At 58.0% G+C, this 17776-nt stretch carries 19 protein-coding genes; 14 read left to right on the top strand and 5 right to left on the bottom strand.

Translation table 11 applies throughout. The features are described from left to right. Positions 1–29 precede the first annotated feature (29 nt). The gene (locus tag HUV30_RS18025; protein ID WP_174406970.1) at positions 30–629 is read right to left on the bottom strand and encodes an IMP cyclohydrolase; all 600 of its coding nucleotides are present in this window, start codon (positions 627–629) and stop codon (positions 30–32) included. A gap of 319 nt (positions 630–948) precedes the next feature. Between HUV30_RS18025 and fliR the strand changes: the two genes are divergently transcribed. From fliR to HUV30_RS17955, 14 genes are all read left to right on the top strand, one after another. Then, positions 949–1740, top strand: a complete 792-nt coding sequence (fliR, locus tag HUV30_RS18020; RefSeq protein WP_174406969.1) for a flagellar biosynthetic protein FliR — start codon at positions 949–951, stop codon at positions 1738–1740. Between the two features lie 12 nt (positions 1741–1752). Then, entirely contained in the window at positions 1753–2823 is a 1071-nt protein-coding gene (gene flhB / locus HUV30_RS18015) for a flagellar biosynthesis protein FlhB (protein WP_174406881.1), read from the top strand. A 56-nt stretch (positions 2824–2879) separates the two neighbouring features. Further along, entirely contained in the window at positions 2880–5000 is a 2121-nt protein-coding gene (flhA, locus tag HUV30_RS18010) for a flagellar biosynthesis protein FlhA (protein WP_174406880.1), read from the top strand. Beyond that, on the top strand, positions 5000–6100 hold the full coding sequence (locus HUV30_RS18005) for a flagellar biosynthesis protein FlhF (protein WP_174406879.1): 1101 nt from the start codon (positions 5000–5002) through the stop codon (positions 6098–6100). The genes flhA and HUV30_RS18005 overlap by 1 nt, the downstream gene beginning before the upstream one ends. 18 nt (positions 6101–6118) lie before the next feature. After that, positions 6119–6934, top strand: a complete 816-nt coding sequence (locus HUV30_RS18000; protein WP_174406878.1) for a MinD/ParA family protein — start codon at positions 6119–6121, stop codon at positions 6932–6934. Continuing rightward, positions 6888–7703, top strand: coding sequence for a FliA/WhiG family RNA polymerase sigma factor (locus HUV30_RS17995; protein ID WP_174406968.1), 816 nt, complete (start codon positions 6888–6890; stop codon positions 7701–7703). The genes HUV30_RS18000 and HUV30_RS17995 overlap by 47 nt, the downstream gene beginning before the upstream one ends. 20 nt (positions 7704–7723) lie before the next feature. Further along, the gene (locus tag HUV30_RS17990; protein ID WP_174406877.1) at positions 7724–8104 is read left to right on the top strand and encodes a chemotaxis response regulator CheY; all 381 of its coding nucleotides are present in this window, start codon (positions 7724–7726) and stop codon (positions 8102–8104) included. 53 nt (positions 8105–8157) lie between these two features. Then, the gene (locus tag HUV30_RS17985) at positions 8158–8877 is read left to right on the top strand and encodes a flagellar basal body-associated FliL family protein (RefSeq protein WP_174406876.1); all 720 of its coding nucleotides are present in this window, start codon (positions 8158–8160) and stop codon (positions 8875–8877) included. A 1-nt stretch (position 8878) separates the two neighbouring features. Continuing rightward, complete coding sequence (locus HUV30_RS17980) at positions 8879–9211, top strand: hypothetical protein (protein ID WP_174406875.1); 333 nt, start codon at positions 8879–8881, stop codon at positions 9209–9211. A 171-nt stretch (positions 9212–9382) separates the two neighbouring features. Further along, positions 9383–9802: a hypothetical protein gene (locus HUV30_RS17975; protein WP_174406874.1), complete on the top strand. Its 420-nt coding sequence runs from the start codon at positions 9383–9385 to the stop codon at positions 9800–9802. A 90-nt stretch (positions 9803–9892) separates the two neighbouring features. Continuing rightward, positions 9893–10855, top strand: coding sequence for a hypothetical protein (locus tag HUV30_RS17970; RefSeq protein WP_174406873.1), 963 nt, complete (start codon positions 9893–9895; stop codon positions 10853–10855). A gap of 50 nt (positions 10856–10905) precedes the next feature. Further along, on the top strand, positions 10906–11940 hold the full coding sequence (locus HUV30_RS17965; RefSeq protein WP_174406872.1) for a tRNA dihydrouridine synthase: 1035 nt from the start codon (positions 10906–10908) through the stop codon (positions 11938–11940). 30 nt (positions 11941–11970) lie between these two features. Continuing rightward, the gene (gene ispH, locus HUV30_RS17960) at positions 11971–12816 is read left to right on the top strand and encodes a 4-hydroxy-3-methylbut-2-enyl diphosphate reductase (protein WP_174406871.1); all 846 of its coding nucleotides are present in this window, start codon (positions 11971–11973) and stop codon (positions 12814–12816) included. A gap of 96 nt (positions 12817–12912) precedes the next feature. Beyond that, positions 12913–13860: a chemotaxis protein gene (locus tag HUV30_RS17955; RefSeq protein WP_174406870.1), complete on the top strand. Its 948-nt coding sequence runs from the start codon at positions 12913–12915 to the stop codon at positions 13858–13860. Positions 13861–13923: 63 nt separating this feature from the next. On the opposite strand, the gene HUV30_RS17950 is transcribed toward HUV30_RS17955, so the two are convergent. The 4 genes from HUV30_RS17950 to mnmM form a co-directional block, all read right to left on the bottom strand. Continuing rightward, the gene (locus tag HUV30_RS17950) at positions 13924–15021 is read right to left on the bottom strand and encodes a putative NPN-dependent ornithine cyclodeaminase (RefSeq protein WP_174406869.1); all 1098 of its coding nucleotides are present in this window, start codon (positions 15019–15021) and stop codon (positions 13924–13926) included. Between the two features lie 325 nt (positions 15022–15346). Next, entirely contained in the window at positions 15347–16261 is a 915-nt protein-coding gene (locus HUV30_RS17945; RefSeq protein ID WP_205245254.1) for a radical SAM protein, read from the bottom strand. A 207-nt stretch (positions 16262–16468) separates the two neighbouring features. Then, entirely contained in the window at positions 16469–16744 is a 276-nt protein-coding gene (locus HUV30_RS17940; protein ID WP_174406868.1) for a hypothetical protein, read from the bottom strand. An 85-nt stretch (positions 16745–16829) separates the two neighbouring features. Beyond that, positions 16830–17483: a tRNA 5-(aminomethyl)-2-thiouridylate-methyltransferase MnmM gene (gene mnmM, locus HUV30_RS17935; protein ID WP_174406867.1), complete on the bottom strand. Its 654-nt coding sequence runs from the start codon at positions 17481–17483 to the stop codon at positions 16830–16832. Positions 17484–17776: the final 293 nt, after the last annotated feature.

Genomic DNA, 17776 nt, shown 5'->3' with positions numbered 1-17776 from the left:
GGCACGTACCGGTGTTGCCGGTGCGCGGGCTACGCTGTCTTGGAAGACAGGTAGTCGGTAATCATGCGGTCGTAGTTCGAGGTGCGCTCAAAGGTCTTGGCAGCCATGCGGCGGCGGAATTCCAGCCCCACACGCATTTCGTTGGCCTTCAGTTCCGCAGAAACCTCAGCGTAGTCTGCCGGATCGGGCAGCACCAGCATGCTGTGGAAGTTCTTGGCGGTTGCGCGCAGCATGCAGGGACCACCGATATCAATTTCCTCGATGGCGGCTCTGAGATCCAGTCCCTTACGGGCGGCCTCTGCAAAGTTGTACAGGTTCACCACGATGAGATCAAAGGCGGCAATGCCCAGTTCCTTCAGCGTGGAAAGATGCTCGGGGTTATCCTTGTCGGCAAGGATGCCCGCATGAATATGCGGGTGCAGCGTCTTGACGCGTCCGCCAAGGATTTCCGGAAAACCGGTAACCTTGCTCACGGGCGTGACCTTCAGCCCCGCCTCGGTAAGCATGCGTGCCGTGCCGCCGGTAGATACCAGCTCAACGCCGTTCTCGTGCAGGAAGGTGGCAAACTCCACCAGCCCGGACTTGTCGGTCACGCTGAGCAATGCTCGTTTAATGGGCAAAAGGTCCATGCGTCCTCCATATATGCACAGTTCAATGGTCCCCGTGGCTTGCCAGAATACAGGACCGATGGCAAGCCCGCCCGCCCATGGCGGCATGCCAGCCATGGACGCAGCCTTCCCTGTACTCTCTGTACCACGCTTCCGGCATTGTAGCGAGCGCAAGCGCAGGAACTGGCAATCTCAGGAGCTGGCAACCGCATAAACGGATCACCGCCAAAAGCATGACTCATGCATGGACGAAAACGCGGCCGGTTGCCTTTCAACCCCTGAAAATCCTTGGCGCGCATCTGCAACGCGTGAGTGGCTCGCCCTTTGCAAATCAGACGGCATGGACCTGTTCAACTTCAATACCACCGAATTTTTCAGCTTCCTGCTGACATTCATGCGCCTCAGCCTTGTGGTGTTCATGCTCCCCGTATTCGGTGGAGAGAGCGCCCCGAAGTCGGTAAAGGCGGCGCTCTGCATTGTGCTGACGCTGGCTCTTTTCCCGGCACTTGCAATCAAGGGGCAGGCCATGCCCGAACACCCCTTCGACCTTATCCGGATAATGGCTTCCGAAGCCGTTCTCGGACTGGTGCTGGCCCTTGCAGTGGACTTCATCTTTGCAGGCATCCAGACCGGCGGCCAGATTCTCGGCTTCCAGATGGGCTTCACCATGATCAACGTGGCCGACCCGCTGACCGGCACCACGGTTTCCATCACCTCGCACTTTCTCTACCTGGTCTCGCTGCTCACCTTCATGACGCTGAACGGCCACCTGCACATGCTCAGGGCGCTTGCCCAGACCTTCGAGGCCATTCCTCCCGGCCAGCTGGTCATCGGCCCGGCCATCGTGCACCAGATTCTGGACCTTTCCGGCATCATGTTCACACTGGCAGTCAAAATAGCCGCCCCGGTCATGGCTGCCCTCTTTCTCGTGGAGCTGGCACTCGCCCTCATGGGCCGTGCCGCACCGCAGATGAACCTTCTGCAGCTCGGTTTTCCCCTGAAGATCGGTGTAGGCTTCTTCTTCATGGGCCTTCTCTTCACCATCATGTCCCGGCGCATCGGCGACTTCATCATTGAGATCGGGCCCCTGTTCAGCCATCTCATTGACGCCATGTCTCCGCTTCCCAAATAAGGAGATTCCGGCATGCCACAGAAGGACCCAAGCAGAACAGAGCGAGCGACAAACAAGCATCGCAAAAAAGCCAGAAACAAAGGCAATGTTCCGAAATCGCAGGAGCTCGGCAAGGTCGTTTCCGTTGTCGCGGGCATGTATGGGCTCTACGCATGGATCGGCGTCATCTATGACAGCCTGCACAAGATCATGGTCCGTTTCCTGCGTGAAAGCATGACCTTTTCCGTCACTCCCGAAAGCATCTACGACCTCATGCAGTGGTTATCCATCGAGCTGGCCAAGATGCTGCTGCCGCTTCTCATCTTCATCGGGTTTCTGGCCTATCTCAACATGCGCCTGCAGGTCGGCAAGCTGTGGACAACACAAGTATTCAAGTTCAAGGGCATGCAGTTCAACATCATAGCGGGCCTCAAACGCATGTTCATTTCGCCGCAGACCCTGCTCAGGCTCGGTAAAAGCCTGCTGCAGGCCGTGGCCATCGGCTTTGCCCCCTATCTGGTGCTCAAGGCCGAAATGCACAACTTTCTGCCGCTCTATTACATGGATGCAGCCGGACTCAGCGTCTACATGCTGGAAACCAGCCACCGCATGGTGCTGTATGCGCTGGTACCCATGATCCTGATTGCCATCGGCGACCTTTGGTTCACCCGCTGGGACTATGAAGAAAACCTCAAGATGACCAAGGACGAAGTCAAGGACGAACGCAAGCAGGCCGAAGGCGACCCCAAGGTGAAGGCCGAACAGCGCAAGAAGATGCTGCAGGTGATGATGCGCCGCATGATGCAGGACGTACCCAAGGCCGACGTGGTTATCACCAACCCCACCCATATCGCCGTTGCCATCCGCTACGATGCGCTGGAGGCACCGGCCCCCCGCGTGCTGGCCAAGGGTGCCGACCACCTCGCCGAGAAGATCAAGGAAATTGCCCGCGAAAACGGCATTCCCCTGCGGGAAAACGTCCCTCTGGCACGTGCCTTGTATAAGTCGGTGGAAGTAGGGGACATGATTCCCGAGGATCTGTACAAGGCTGTGGCATCCATACTCGCAAGCCTGCACAAATTCAAAGGAAGTAGAAGAGGTTAGGACAAACACCGGCTTCTTACGAAACACACTCGCTATCCATCAAAGGTGTCGGAAAAATGGCAAAAGCAGAAATAACAGCACCGAAAATCAACTACGAACGATTTTCCAAACATGGTGACATTCTGCTGGCGGGCGGCGTGGTCACCATCCTCTTCGTCATGCTGGTGCCGCTGCCCACCTTCTTTCTGGATATCATGCTCAGCCTGAGCATTTCGCTGGCGCTCATCATTCTGGTGACGTCCATGTTCATGCTCTCCCCGCTGGAATTTTCCATCTTCCCGTCCCTGCTGCTGGTGAGCACGCTGCTCCGCCTTGCCCTTAACGTCGCCTCCACCCGACTCATTCTGCTGCATGGCGACGAGGGCACAAACGCCGCCGGTTCGGTCATTCAATCCTTCGGTGAATTCGTCGTCGGCGGGAACTACGTCGTCGGCGCAGTTATTTTCTGGATTCTGTTCATTCTCAACAAGATGGTTATCACGGCGGGTACCACGCGTATCGCGGAAGTGGCAGCCCGATTCACCCTTGATGCCATGCCCGGCAAGCAGATGGCCATTGAAGCCGACCTGAACGCCGGTCTCATCGACGAAGAAACCGCCAACGAAAAACGAGACATCATCCGCCGCGAGGCAGACTTCTACGGCGCCATGGACGGTGCGGGCAAGTTCGTTCAGGGTGACGTGACCGCCGGTCTGCTCATCACCATGGTGAACATCATCGGCGGCATCCTCATCGGCATAGTCCAGAAGGACATGCCCTGGCAGGACGCGCTCACCACCTACACCCTGCTCACCATCGGTGACGGTCTGGTTGCCACCATTCCCTCACTCATCATCTCCACCTCGGCAGGTATCATTGTTTCCCGTGCTGCGGCAGAAGCAAAGATGGGCGAAGAATTCATCGGCCAGCTGACCTTCAACTCCCGCGCCCTGAAGCTGGTAGCCTTCGTGCTTATCGTCTTCGCGCTGGTGCCGGGCATGCCCTTCCTGCCCTTCATGCTCTTTTCCTGCGGTCTGTTCTTCATCGCCAAACTGGTCAGCGATTCCAACAACGGCATTGTGGACCGTGCCGGAGCGCAGAAGGGCGCAAAGGGCGGCAAGAGCGGCAAGGCAGATTCCCAGAGCCTCGACACTCCCGAAGAAGTGCAGGCCCTGCTGCCGCTGGACGCACTGGAACTGGAAGTGGGCTACGGCCTCATCCCGCTGGTGGACGAAGAACAGGACGGCAACCTGCTCTCCCGCATCCGCTCCATCCGCAGGCAGTTCGCTCTGGATGTGGGCGTGGTGGTTCCCTCGCTGCACCTGCGCGACAACCTGCAGCTCAAGCCAGGCCAGTATTCCGTGCTGGTAAAGGGCAACACCGTGGCCGGAGCGGAAATTCTCATAGACCACTACCTTGCCATGGACCCGGGCGATGCAAAGCATCACATCAAGGGCATAGAAACCCGCGAACCCGCCTTCAACCTGCCCGCCCTGTGGATTCCGCAGAGCCAGAAGGAAGAAGCCATGCTCGCAGGCTACACCGTGGTGGACCCCTCAACGGTCATTGCCACCCATCTTACGGAAGTGTTCAAGCGCCACCTGTCCGACTTCCTCGGCAGGCAGGAAGTGCAGAGCCTGCTCGACAACCTTGCCAAGCATGCCCCCAAGGTTGTGGAAGAGCTGGTTCCCGGCATTCTCTCCCTTGGCGTGGTGCAGAAGGTGCTGCAGAATCTGGTGCGGGAAAACGTGTCCATCCGCGACCTGCTCTCCATCGTGGAAACGCTGGCCGACTTCGGCCCCGGCGTGAAGGACCCCGACGTGCTCACGGAATATGTGCGCGAACGCCTGTCACGCACCATCGTGAAGCCTTACATGGACAGCAGCAGCGTTCTGCCCATCATTACGCTGGACCCCTCTGTGGAAAAAACCGTACAAGAGGCCATCCGTCGTTCCGATGGCGGCTCGTATCTGGCGCTTGATCCGGCAACGGCCCAGCGCCTCATCCAGGCCGTCAACCAGAGCGTGGAAAATGCCGTGGGAACGGACGGTCAGCCCGTTCTGCTGACCTCTCCGGTGTCCCGCCCGCATCTTGCGCAGCTGCTCATCCGCTTCCTGCCTACGGTGCCGGTCATCTCGCAGGCGGAAATTCCCTCTGACATCAGGCTCACTTCAGTGGGCAGCGTAGGATTGAAGTAATGCAGGTCAAGACTTTTACAGGCCCGGACGCCAAAACCGTCCTTGCCCGCATCAAGCAGGAGATGGGGCTTGAAGCGGTTATTCTCTCCAAGCACGAAGGAGCCGATGACGGCGGCCCCTGGTGCGAAATGACTGCCGGTCTGGAGCGCTCCGCAACGTCTGTCAAAAAAATGAGTTCCGGCAACGGAAACGGGAATGGCAACGGAAACGGCAGCGGCACCCCTACCGGCTGGAACGAATGGCACCGTGAGTGGAGTGAAATCCGCGAACATCTGCTCGCGCTCATGAAGCCGGGCATTCAGCTGGATGAACTTGCCCCGCGCCAGCGCGTGGCGCTTGAATATCTCGAACGCGAGGGCGTGGACAATGTCGTGCTGCTCTCACTCTTCCGCAGGCTGCACAAGAGCCCCAACCTTTCCGTGCTGGTGCCGCTTTCCGAAATAGTGCCGCTGCAGCCGTGGGGTGAAGAAGAATGGCCCCAGCACTGCCACGCCCTGACTGGCCCCTTCGGTGCCGGCAAGACAAGCACCCTCATCCGCATGGCCATCAGCCTGCGCAGCCGCCGCCCCGACATACGCATCTGCATTGTCAACGCCGACTGCGAACGGGGCAACGGCCGCCTGCTGCTCAAGCACTACGCGGAACTTTCCGACATAACCTATCTTGAAGCGGGCGACCCCGTCAGTTTTGCCAACATGCTGCGCGAAACCCGCGACTATGACAAAGTGCTCATAGATCTGCCGGGCCTCGGCAGAAACGACACATTTTCAACCATAGCGGACAAGCTGGGGCTTGGCACCGCACGCGACCTTGCCGTGCATCTTGTGCTTACGCCCTCTTACGCCCCCGCGCAGCTTACCGCATTCATGCGTCAATATGTAACCGACTGTCCGGGAAGCATTATCTGGACGAAACTGGACGAAGCCTGTACTTTTGGTGCATTGGTATCGTTAGCAGCATCGTCCGGATTGCCGGTGTCCGCTCTCTCGTTCGGTCCGGGTTTGAAGAATACACTTATCGCCGCTCGCGACGTCACCATCTGGAGGCTTCTGTTCAAGCACCAGCTTCCCTGTGATGCCGACCCGCGCAACGGTATGTGATCTTACGGAGTTCCTCACATGAAGGGCGATTTTCCTCTGGTTTTCTCAATCACCTCCGGCAAGGGGGGCGTAGGCAAGACGAATATATCCGTCAACCTTGCCTGCAGCCTTGCCCGTTCCGGAAAGAATGTGGTGCTGCTCGATGCCGACCTGGGCCTTGCCAACGTGGATGTCCTTCTGGGCATGACCCCGACCAGGAACCTCTTTCATCTGTTCCATGAAGGGGCTAAGCTCGAAGACATTCTCTTCGACACTCCTTACGGTTTCAAAATCCTGCCCGCCTCGTCCGGCATGAGCGAAATGCTTTCGCTCACCACCGGTCAGAAGCTGGAACTGCTGGAAGCCATGGACGCGCTGGAAGACAAGGTGGACTACCTGATTGTTGACACCGGCGCCGGCATCAACGATAACGTATTGTATTTCAACCTTGCGGTGCAGGAACGCATTGTAGTGCTCACGCCCGAACCCACCTCGCTGACGGATGCCTATGCCCTCATCAAGGTGATGAAGCTTAATCACGGCGTTGAGCATTTCAAGGTGCTGGTGAACATGGCACCCGACCCGAAAACGGCAAAGGAAATGTACACCCGACTGTATGCGGCCTGCGACCACTTCCTCTCCGGCGTGTCGCTCGACCTTCTGGGCTACATTCCCCGCGATCCGGAAGTGCGCAAGGCGGTGGTGAATCAGCGGCCTTTCTGCGCCAATCCGCAAGGCGGCCCCGCATGCACTGCAGTGCAGCAGGTGGCCAAGACCATTCAAAACTGGGAAGTATCGGCCAACCTTGATGGAAATATCAAGTTCTTCTGGAAAAAGCTCCTCTTCAGGCAATAGTCCCGCAAGCGGCACTGAGCCGTGGGAACTGCTTGAGACCGGTGCCGTTGCGTGGGTGGACATGTCTCCCCGCCAGCAGGAGTCCGTTGTCCGGCACTATGCACCCAAGATCAAGTTCCTTGCCCTGCGCCTGAAGGCCAAACTGCCCAAGAACGTGGAACTGGGCGAACTCATCAGTGCGGGTACGCTCGGGCTGATGGAATCGCTCGGCAAGTTCGATCCCAAGATGGGCATCAAGTTCGATACCTACGCGGAAAGCCGAATCCGCGGTGCCATGCTCGACGAACTGCGAAGGCTGGACTGGTTCCCCCGCAGCCTGCGGCACAGGGTACGGCAGCTTGAAGAAGCCATTCATAAGATAGAAAACGACAAGGGCCGCATCCCCACCGAAGAAGAACTGCAGCAGGCCACCGGACTGGACGAAAAAGATGTCCGCACCGGACTGGAGGCACTGCAGAACCAGCTATGCCTGAGCCTTGACGCCATTCAGGAAACATTTTCCACCGAAGGCCGCGATTCCATAGACGGAGAGCCCTTTCAGGCCACAGCACTTCAGGAACTGATTGAAAGGGTTGCGTCACTTATCGATCAATTGACACCTAGGGAAAAGCTGGTATTGTCACTCTATTATAGTGACGAATTAAATATGCGTGAAACCGCCGAAGTTATGGGCATAACCGAGGGCCGCGTATCTCAGTTGCATACTCAGGCTCTGCAGCGGTTGCGCCGGGAATTCCATACATCGTATGGCAACACCGAAAGCATTTAACGTTTTTTAAGGAGTTCCGCATGGCTTTCGATCCCAGTATGCGAGTACTTGTCGTTGACGACTTCTCCACCATGCGCAGAATCGTAAAGAACATCCTGCGCCAGCTCGGCTTCACCAACATTGTGGAAGCCGACGACGGCACCACCGCGTGGGAAACGCTCAACAAGGACAAGATCGAGTTCATCATTTCCGACTGGAACATGCCGAACATGACCGGCATCGAACTGCTCCGCAAGGTTCGGGCCAGCGAAGAATTCAGCGATCTGCCCTTCCTCATGGTTACGGCAGAAGCCCAGCAGGAAAACATCATTGAAGCTGTGCAGGCGAAAGTTTCGAACTACATCGTAAAGCCTTTCACCGCTGAAACCATGAAGCAGAAAATCGACAAGATTTTCCCCTAGGCCAATTGCCCTCCGCCCCGGCGGAGGGCTTTGTCCTGTAACCGTATCCGCTCATGGCAGATGAAGATCTTTCATTAGACGGCCTCTTTTCAGAAAAGGCCCAGCTCGACACTGAAGAGCTGAGCGTGCCGGATGGTGGCGGTCACGCTCCTGCCGACGACAAGGTTGAACTCGACCTTGAAGATGCCCCCTTCCTTGAAGATGACGAAGAGGAAGAGGCCCCTCCGCCGCTGGCCGCACCCGAGCCTGTCAGCCTCGAACCCGCTTCCGAAAAAAAGCCCAACGCCCTGAAGGCGTTGCTCGGCAACAAAAAGATAGTTATCTCTCTTGCAGGTGTGGGCGTTTTGCTGCTCATTCTCGTGGCGTGGCTTGTGCTCAAGCCTGCACCGCGACCGGAACTGCCGCCTGAACCGCAGGTTATGACTATACAGCCCGATCAGGCACCAGAGCCGGAACCGCAGAAGCCGGACTCCTTTGTGGTTTCATGGGAGCCCTTCTGGGTGGAAATGAAGGATGCAGAGGGCCACATACGCTTTCTGGTATGCAAATTCGCCGCCCCTACCGAGAACGAAAAGCTCTCTTGGGAAGCAGGCACCAAGAAAACCGTGCTCAGAGATGCGATTTTCTACTACCTGCGCAACAAAGATCTGATCTTTTTGTCCGATAAGACTAATGTGGATGTACTTAAGGCCGACCTTCTGGCCGTGATTAATCAGTACATGAACAACGGCCAGTTCGAGGATCTTCTTATAGAAAACTATCTGGTGAAATAACATGTCGCTGGACTCCAGCCTGCCTGTTCTTCTTGCGCAGATGGCCCATGTGGAAAAAATAGCCCACGACGAAATGGTCCATCCTGTGGCGCAGCAAGCAGCCGCCAAGCAAAACGCCGCGGAAGAGCTCAAGCGTGAGCAACAGTCGGTGGAAAAAACACCGCAGTCCAAGGATGCGCAGGCAGTGGTGGACAAGGACGGCCGTCAGGGATCTGGCGGCAAGCCCCGCAAGCGCAGAGCCAAGCCCCCACCGGATATAGACGAAGAAGATGAACAGCCGGAACGCTCGGCAAAAAGCCCGTGGCAGGGCAACATCCTCAACGTGAAGGTCTGACCCGCCCCGGAACCTGCATACCGTGCAACGCTCCGGCTAGCCCGACCGCTTAGCGGATGCGCCGACACCATGCCCCTTCACGAAACGGGACGCATAGTCGCGGCACAGGCAGGCGGCTGCGGCTTTTCCGACAACATTTTATCGCCGCAAGCGGCCCACCTGTGAAACGCCATGCAATTTGCCCACTGGATGCTCCTTGCTCTGAGTCTGACCGAACTGTTACTGCTCGTCCTGCTTTTCGTCTTTTTTCTCCGCCTCAAGCGCTCCGAATCCCTGCTCAACGAAATGCAGGCCAAGCAGGAAACCCTGCTCACCAAAATGCACTTCAACGCGCAGCTTGAGCAGGAATTGATGGAATCATTCGCAGAGCGCCAGGAACAGCTCCGGCAGTTGGACATTCAGCTGGAGGCCCGTGCCGCAGGATTGGAAAAACTTATCAAACAGGCTGAAAGTTTGAGCCGCTCCCCGCAGTTTCTTCGCGAGATGATTCTGGACGGCAACCGCAAGGGGCACTCGCCGCAGCAACTTGCCCGCGCCACCGGTCTTTCCGTGGACGAGGTGGAACTGATTCTCATGAAGGCAGGACGCTAGCACGGGGTATTCCCGTAACGCCTGCAGCCTGCTCCCTCTTTATCCATTTCCCGATTCCGCCTGCCGGAGTCCGGCACACGCCAGCAAACCATGAGACCGCTTAACCGAACATCGCCTCTTTACTGGCAGGACGCAGGCCAATCCCCTTCCGCAGGACAGGATTCCGCAGGCAGGGCAGCCGCCTTTCGACGTTCTCACCATGTGGGGCAGATTCTCCACGGCAAGGTGCTGCGCTGGGTGCGGGGCGGCATGGCATGGGTGCATGTGGGAGGGCAGGAACTGCTGGCCCAGTTGCAGACCAAGCCTGAAGCCGGAGTTCCCCTGCGGTTTCTGGTGGAACAACTGGTACCGGACATCATCCTGAAGGAAGTGGACGGGGACGAAACCGCAGCCGCCAACCAGAGCATTTCTCCGGCCGATCTCATCCGTCAGTATCTCGAAGCCAGAGATGCCTTCGATGCCATGCTGCACGCCCGCCTCTGGCCATCCATCGTTTCCCCCGCCGATATCCCCGATGCAGCCCCGGCCGCGCTTACGGCGTTTGCCACCTTCGTTTCGGATGATGCCGAAGCACTCTCCCTGTTCACGCAGGTGCAGCAGCATCGCCTGAACGTCAACCTGCTGCTCGCTGCCACCCGCTCCGGAACCCTGCACTATCTGCCGTGGCTCATGCCCCAAGCACACGCCATGGAAATTCTGATGTCGTCCGATAACACCGGAACAGCACGCATCACCGCCAGCGCACAGCTCCCTGCATGCGGACGCACACTCATACAATGTCTTGCAGGAACGGAAAGGATGGCCTACAGGCTCTTTCTGGAACGCGCCCGATCTGAACATTCCGGCCCTCCCTCCGGCAGGTCGGAACCGGTGGCAACACTTGCGGCAACGGTATGCCGCATCCGGGACGAGCATCGCCCGCAGCAGCTTCTGCCAATTGTCTGTCTGGGCTGCGGCCCGCTGCCGGCCGGTATCCATGACGTGCTCACAAGCATATTGCGACCGGCAGGACTTTCCGGCGGCACGTCCGGCTCACTGAACAGACGGGCGTAACGCCCGCTACGACACTCCCGTTTTCACGGGTCACTCCGGAATCCTTGATCATGACTATTGAAATGCCAACACGCCGCAACGACAGCGGCCTTGATATTGCCCCCCACAAACCATGGCTTGCCCCGCTCGCGGGCTATTCCGACCTTGCCTTCCGCCTCCTCTGCCGCGAGTTCGGAGCGGATGTGGTCTGCTCCGAAATGGTCAGCGCCAAAGGGCTCTACTACAAGAGTTCCGGCACGGAACTGCTGCTTGAAACCACCCCAGAAGATGCCCCCATGATGCTGCAGCTCTTCGGCAACGACACGGATATCATGCAACGCGCCATGGAACCACTGGTGGAGGCAGGCTACACGTGGTTCGACCTGAACATGGGATGTTCGGTCCGCAAGGTGGTGAAAACCGGCTGCGGTGCCGCCATGCTCTGCGATGTGCCTAATGCCGTGGAAGTGGCCCGCACCATGGTGCGCATGGCTGGCGAAGGGCGTGTGGGATTCAAATTCCGCCTCGGCTGGGAAGCAGGCAGCGAAGTCTATCTCGATCTTGCCAAACGCCTGCAGGATGTGGGCGCGGGCTGGCTGAGCCTGCACCCCCGCTATGCAAAACAGGGATTCTCGGGAGAAGCCCGATGGAGCGCCCTGCGCGAGCTGGTTGAGGCTGTCGATATTCCCGTTGTGGCAAGCGGCGACTTGTTCCACGCGGAAGACGCCGTGCGCTGCGTCCGCGAAACCGGCGTATCCGCCGTCATGTTTGCCCGTGGCGCCCTGAACAATCCGGCTATTTTCGAAGAATTCACCACCCTCATGCAGGGGGGCAGCTTTGTGCGCCCTGATCCGGTCAAAACCATGCACATTCTGCGCAGACACGTGGAACTGGCCCGCAAGCATTGCCCGGACAAGACCGCCCTCTTCAAGATGCGTTCTCTGGTGCCGCGATATATAAAACTCTTTCCCGGTGCGCGGCACATGCGCAACCAGTTGACGGAATGCACCACTTGGGAAACACTGGATTCGCTGCTGGAAACATTTTTCATCCGCTGGAACGAAGAAGGCGCGGAGTTTGAACCGCAGCGCATAGCCATGCCCTGAACGCGCTCGCCCCACACCAAGAGGAAGATCATGAAAGTTCGCAGAGCTGAAACCGCAGGATTCTGCATGGGCGTTTCCCTCGCCCTGCAAAAGCTGGATACCGAAGTCGCAAGACAGGAGGGAGCCATTGCCACGTTTGGCCCCATTATCCACAACCCGCAGGTGCTGCATCATTATGAAAATCTGGGTGTGCGCTGCCTGAAAGACCCCGGCGACGCCCATAAGGACGAGCGCGTCATCATCCGCGCACACGGCATTCCGCATACCGTGGAAACCACCCTGCACAGCCATGCCCGCGACGTGGTGGATGCCACCTGCCCCAAGGTAAAACGCGCCCAGCTGGGCATTGCCCGCAAACTGCGCGAAGGGTGCACGCTGTTGCTGTTCGGCGAAAAGGACCATCCGGAAGTGCGTGGCCTGATGAGCTATGCCGGAGATGACGCCTTTGTGTTCGGCGAGTTCGACGAGCTGAAAAATTATCATTTCGAAGCGCACAAAAAATACTGCGTTGCCGCTCAGACAACCCAAGACCGTAAAGTTTTTACAGAAATAGTCGATTGGTTACGCGAGAGACTGGGTGACAATCTACCTGTTCTCGAAACCATATGCGATGCCACCCGTGAACGGCAGGAAGAAGCCATAGCCCTGGCACGGGAAGTGGACGCCATGGTTGTCGTGGGCGGCTACGACAGCGGCAATACACGCCGCCTTGCCGACGTTGCCAAGGCTCAGGGCTGCCCTACCGTGCATGTGGAGACACCGGAAGAGCTCGATCCGGAACTGCTCAAGGGTGCCGCCGTAGTCGGCCTGACGGCGGGTGCATCCACCCCGAAGCACATAATTGACGCTATGCAAAAAAAATTGGAAGCGTTATAGTAGAAGAAGAGCATACCAGCACCCGACACAGACGTTATCGCCGGAATCATTCCGGATACTCTTTTGACACATTGATCCCAGGGTACGGGAGGGAATATGCAGACGAACATTCTGCTGGAGTCCGGCACGAATGAACTGGAAATAGTCGAGTTCTTCCTCGATGAGGTGGAGGTCGGCGGAGAAACCTATCGCGGCTACTACGGTGTGAACGTCGCCAAGGTGCTTGAGATTATCCGCATGCCCAACGTTACCGAGTTGCCTGAAGGACAGCACACCAGCGTCCTTGGTGCATTCAACCTGCGCAATCACATCATTCCGCTGGTAGACCTTTCAAAGTGGCTGAACAAAAACCGCGGCGAAGTGGAACCCCCCAAGGTCATCGTCACGGAATTCAACAATGTCTGCACGGCCTTTCAGGTGTCCGGCGTCAACCGCATCCACCGCATCAGCTGGGAAGAAGTGGAACCGCCGAACAAATATGTGGCATCGCTCAGCAACTACTCCATTACCGGCGTGGTGAAGATCGACAAGCGCATCATCTTCCTGCTCGACCTTGAAAAAATCGTGGCTGACCTGAACCCCGCCCTTGGTCTGCGCCTTGACGAGGCCATAGACTGGTCCGCCAACGTGCGCTACCGCGCCATCATCGCAGACGACTCGGGCCTTATCCGCGAAATGCTGCGCGACCTGATGGAAAAGGCCAACTTTGATGTGGAAGCCATGACCAACGGCCGAGAAGCCTGGGACCGCCTCTGCGAAATCAAGGCCAAGGCGGAAAACGAAGGACGCCACATCACCGACTACGTGCAGGTCATGGTCTCCGACATTGAAATGCCCAGCATGGACGGACACAACCTCTGCAAGCGCATCAAGGAAGACCCGAGCCTGAAAAAGCTGCCGGTCATCCTGTTCTCGTCTCTCATCACCGACAAGCTTCGCCACAAGGGCGATGCCGTCGGGGCGGACGATCAGGTATCCAAGCCCGAGGTAACACACCTTGCGCAACGCGCGCTGGCGCTGATTCAGGCGTCACAGCAAGACTGATATTCAAAGGGCGGTGCCGCAAGGCACCGCCCTTCATCTTTGCATACAAGGCTTCCGGCCGCCTCACACCAACGCCCTGTTCAGGTTCACGATGAAGTCCTGCACGTTGGTCAGAATGGCATGGGCAGTCAGTGAGCCGCGATCCGCCAGCTTGCCCGCCGCAAATTCTGACATATCCACAATAAAGAAATACACGGGCCGCACGCTGCCGTCCTCCATCACCTGATACGAGGGGGTCATGTTGCCCGTGGCGATGGTATGCAGCTGGGTGGCCATGGCAATGACCGTAGTGGCCTTGCGGGCGAGGGCGCGCATGCAATCCTGCGCGGCATACACATCCCCCACCACTCCGGGAAGAGGCCCGTCGTCGCGTATGGAACCTGCAAGCACATAGTCCACCTTGTTTTCCACCACGGCGCGCATCACTCCATTGAGCACACCCCCCTGATGCACAGCCTGTTCAATGGAACCGTATCCCTTGATGGCGTTTATGGCGTCCAGATGGTGATAATGCCCCATGGATGCCTGCTTCTTGGAATAGATACCCTGCCCCAGCGCGGTTTCATACAAGGCCCCTTCAAGGTCGTGGGTCGCCAGTGCGTTACCGGCCAGCAGGCCGTGCACATAGCCCTTGTCCACCAGCGAGGCAAAGGCCCTGCGGGCATCGGAATCAAAGATCACCGCCGGACCGCCGACCCAGAGGATGAAGCCGTTCTTCCGGTCGTGGCGCAGAATCTCATACAGCGTGTCATAATCGATGGAAAACGAGGTTTCTCTGCTTGTGGAAGTACGAAAGGCGAACTTCTCGCACGCTTCCGCATCCGCCCCCATAAAGCCCGTGGTGTGAACATAGATTCCGTCTTCGCCGTTTTCACGACGGCCCACCGCAACCAGATCGCCCACCTTGAGGCGCCGGAACTCCACCACTTCCAGCGTATCATCGTTAACCTTGCGTATGACGCAGTCCATGCGGGACTGCCTGAGCAGAATCCACTTGCCCTTCACCGTCTGCACATACTCCGGATAGATCGCTGTGGCGTGATAGTCCGCAGGCGCAACTCCGGCCCGCACGCAGGGGGCAAAACGGGCAACCGGCGCATCGCGCAATCCGGGAGAAGAGAAGTCGGGATGATGATACTCGGGCAGGACAAAACGGGACATGGGCACCTCCATGGGGTTCGGGACTGACGCCAAGCCTTAAAGATACCATGCTTCTACCATGCTCACGGGATGAAAGGAACCCCTCCGTCCCGCAACGGTCATCCCGCCAGAACAACCGGGCAGCCAATTCGCCGGATCGCCATACCTGCATACATCCGGCTTTCGAAGCCGCTTTGACCTGCCTGCCCCGCTCGCAACGCCGTGCTCTGCTCAAAGCTGCCGGAAAACAAGCCCCATAGAAAAAGCCTCCGGAAAGGGATTTCCGGAGGCTTAAACAACTCGAAGGCCCGAAGAACGCCGGTGATCAGGTCCGGCTATCCGGCCATTACGATTCGCTGCACGAAGCACCATAGGCGAAGCAGCTGAAACAGCGGTGATGCCGCAGGCTCACAGGCTCGTTCAACGCTGCCTCAAGATCGGTCCCGAAATAATATTCCTCGTCATCATCTACAAGCGTGCAGGGCAGCACCTGCATTTTGCCGCCGCGCTTCACGATCATCTTGCTGAAGGCACACATGAAGCGGGAACGGCTTTCCGCAGTGTGATAGCGGGTCATGCAGTCGGTGGTAATCTGGGGTACTTCCGGCGAGGTTGACGGGCGTCCGAGATCGGGAAACGCCACAATATTCAGATTCTCCGGCAGACCGGCATTCTTGAACAGGGCAGCGTAGCGACGGGACACCGCTGCCGCGTCCTCATCCCTGTCGGCATGGCGGGCCACGGAAACGCTGAATCCCAGCGTATACAGCGCAGTCAGGCCGTGCAGCGCCCGTTCGAAGCTGCCCTCGCCCCGTGCGGCATCGTGCTGTTCAGGGTCGGGGCGGTCCAGGCTGACGCGGAAGGATACAGGATTGGCCCCATGCGCAAGGTGCGCGATGGTGGCAAGCGAACGCGAAAGGGGCCGGGTGGCGTTGGTCAGCACCAGACAGGGGCGCAGGCTGGCGGCATATTCCAGAATGGCGGGAAAGCCGGCGGCCATAAATGGTTCGCCGCCCGTAAAACTGAATCGTTCCACGCCAAGGCGCACGGCTTCATCAAGATAGGGGGCCACATCTTCCAGCGATATTTCATCAAGCCGGAACACTCCCGGCCCAGATCCTTCCAGACAGAAGGAGCAGGAAAGATTGCAGTTGGTTCCGGTGTGAAACCAGAGTTCACGCAGAGTTTCCGGTTCAATGAAGCCGCGGGGCTCCCCTTTGGGGGTAAAATTCCAAGCCTGAGTACGTTCCTGAATCATCATGCCTCCATCCGGCGATTTTCATGACAGACCGGAAAGTGCCTGCCTGCCGCGCACCTTACATCAATCCCCCCCCACGAATCCAGAGCATTTATCCTGCCTATCAGACCCGCCCGCGGTATTCCCCGTTTCTATGCCGGACGGCTATGGCAGGTTCCCGTGCAATGAAAAAGCCGCCCGAGGGCGGCCTTGAAATCATACAACATGAAATCAGGAATTTTCCTGTGTCTCTTCATCCTGAAAATCTTCCGGATGCAGAATCTTGTGGGGAACAAGAGGACGTTCCCACAGGCAGACCATGCGCACCTTCTTCATGAACCGGTCCAGAGGCACATAGTTGTCATACTTTGCGCAGGTACGCTCAAAGGCGTCGCGCACATATTCCATGGTAAAGCGGCCGGGGTACTGGGCCTCTATATCAGCCTGCACGGCGAGCCACAGATCGTCATCCGTAATGTCGGGCCAAACCTTTTCAGTGCTCATCATGGTGTCTCCTGGTGTCTCCTGCAAAACGGGTTGCGGCAATGCATACCGCGAAAGCCGGAAATGTGCCTGCATTACAGCCTGCGTGTCAACTGCTCTGAACAGAAGCAGGTTCGGAAAAGTCCGGTCCGGCTCCGGCCAGCCGCTCGATCACGAGCAGCGCCTCACCATTGCGGGTCTTGTTGCAGAACTCGTAGCGGGCAACGCGAAATGCCTCCCACGGCAATGCGCAGGCCCACCCGAACACAGCGGCTCCTTCGGCACTGCCACCCTCATGACCGGTATAGACATGCACGGTCACAATGCCATGCGTACTCAGCATGGACAACACAGCTTCCAGAGCGGCAATGGTGGCCTGCGGCTGTGTGACTATGGTCCTGTCGCCTCCGGGCAGATACCCCAGATTGAACATGGCAACACGCACCCGCCCGTGCACGGCTGGCGGTATCAACTTCCCTGCCTGTTCATGCCCCGCATGGAACAGGGTGACCCGCCCGTCCACACCGGCGGCGGCCAGACGCCTGCGGGCATTGGACAGAGCCGCTTCCTGAATATCAAAACCATATACATGCCCCTGCGCACCGGCAAGCTCTGCCAGAAACAGGGTGTCATGGCCGTTGCCAACGGTGCCGTCCACGGCAAACAGGGTTGCATCCGCATCGCCGGCCGGTGATACCTGCATGGCCTGCCGCACGAACTGCTTGGTCAAATTCAGTACGGACATGAGAACAGACGGCCTCATAGAATTTCCTCCGATCGCATGGGCTGGTCCTACGCCATCGCTGCGGCCGCTGCAACGTATCATCAACAGCCCTTGGATCAGTGACGACCTATACCAAAGGCACCCCAAAGGCCGCATACGATCAATCCGGTATGAGACAACCCGACACAGCGCAGCACCGACAGTACAGACAGCAGAGCTCCGGACCGGTCAAAACGGAACAGGTGAAACCGGTTCCAGCCCCTCACCACATCTCAACAGCGCATCACTCTTCATAATTTTCACCATGTGCAACGCTGAGGTCCTGTGCATAT

The sequence above is a fragment of the Desulfovibrio subterraneus genome (assembly GCF_013340285.1).
Lineage (GTDB): Bacteria > Desulfobacterota > Desulfovibrionia > Desulfovibrionales > Desulfovibrionaceae > Halodesulfovibrio > Halodesulfovibrio subterraneus.
This window is presented reverse-complemented; position numbering and strand designations above follow the sequence as displayed.

Excerpts from the sequence above, each read along its gene's own strand:
- HUV30_RS18025 (WP_174406970.1), bottom strand. The coding sequence starts at position 629 with ATGGACCTTTTGCCCATTAAACGAGCATTGCTCAGCGTGACCGACAAG.
- fliR (WP_174406969.1), top strand. The coding sequence starts at position 949 with ATGGACCTGTTCAACTTCAATACCACCGAATTTTTCAGCTTCCTGCTG.
- flhB (WP_174406881.1), top strand. The coding sequence starts at position 1,753 with ATGCCACAGAAGGACCCAAGCAGAACAGAGCGAGCGACAAACAAGCAT.
- flhA (WP_174406880.1), top strand. The coding sequence starts at position 2,880 with ATGGCAAAAGCAGAAATAACAGCACCGAAAATCAACTACGAACGATTT.
- HUV30_RS18005 (WP_174406879.1), top strand. The coding sequence starts at position 5,000 with ATGCAGGTCAAGACTTTTACAGGCCCGGACGCCAAAACCGTCCTTGCC.
- HUV30_RS18000 (WP_174406878.1), top strand. The coding sequence starts at position 6,119 with ATGAAGGGCGATTTTCCTCTGGTTTTCTCAATCACCTCCGGCAAGGGG.
- HUV30_RS17995 (WP_174406968.1), top strand. The coding sequence starts at position 6,888 with ATGGAAATATCAAGTTCTTCTGGAAAAAGCTCCTCTTCAGGCAATAGT.
- HUV30_RS17990 (WP_174406877.1), top strand. The coding sequence starts at position 7,724 with ATGGCTTTCGATCCCAGTATGCGAGTACTTGTCGTTGACGACTTCTCC.
- HUV30_RS17985 (WP_174406876.1), top strand. The coding sequence starts at position 8,158 with ATGGCAGATGAAGATCTTTCATTAGACGGCCTCTTTTCAGAAAAGGCC.
- HUV30_RS17980 (WP_174406875.1), top strand. The coding sequence starts at position 8,879 with ATGTCGCTGGACTCCAGCCTGCCTGTTCTTCTTGCGCAGATGGCCCAT.
- HUV30_RS17975 (WP_174406874.1), top strand. The coding sequence starts at position 9,383 with ATGCAATTTGCCCACTGGATGCTCCTTGCTCTGAGTCTGACCGAACTG.
- HUV30_RS17970 (WP_174406873.1), top strand. The coding sequence starts at position 9,893 with ATGAGACCGCTTAACCGAACATCGCCTCTTTACTGGCAGGACGCAGGC.
- HUV30_RS17965 (WP_174406872.1), top strand. The coding sequence starts at position 10,906 with ATGACTATTGAAATGCCAACACGCCGCAACGACAGCGGCCTTGATATT.
- ispH (WP_174406871.1), top strand. The coding sequence starts at position 11,971 with ATGAAAGTTCGCAGAGCTGAAACCGCAGGATTCTGCATGGGCGTTTCC.
- HUV30_RS17955 (WP_174406870.1), top strand. The coding sequence starts at position 12,913 with ATGCAGACGAACATTCTGCTGGAGTCCGGCACGAATGAACTGGAAATA.
- HUV30_RS17950 (WP_174406869.1), bottom strand. The coding sequence starts at position 15,021 with ATGTCCCGTTTTGTCCTGCCCGAGTATCATCATCCCGACTTCTCTTCT.
- HUV30_RS17945 (WP_205245254.1), bottom strand. The coding sequence starts at position 16,261 with ATGATGATTCAGGAACGTACTCAGGCTTGGAATTTTACCCCCAAAGGG.
- HUV30_RS17940 (WP_174406868.1), bottom strand. The coding sequence starts at position 16,744 with ATGATGAGCACTGAAAAGGTTTGGCCCGACATTACGGATGACGATCTG.
- mnmM (WP_174406867.1), bottom strand. The coding sequence starts at position 17,483 with ATGAGGCCGTCTGTTCTCATGTCCGTACTGAATTTGACCAAGCAGTTC.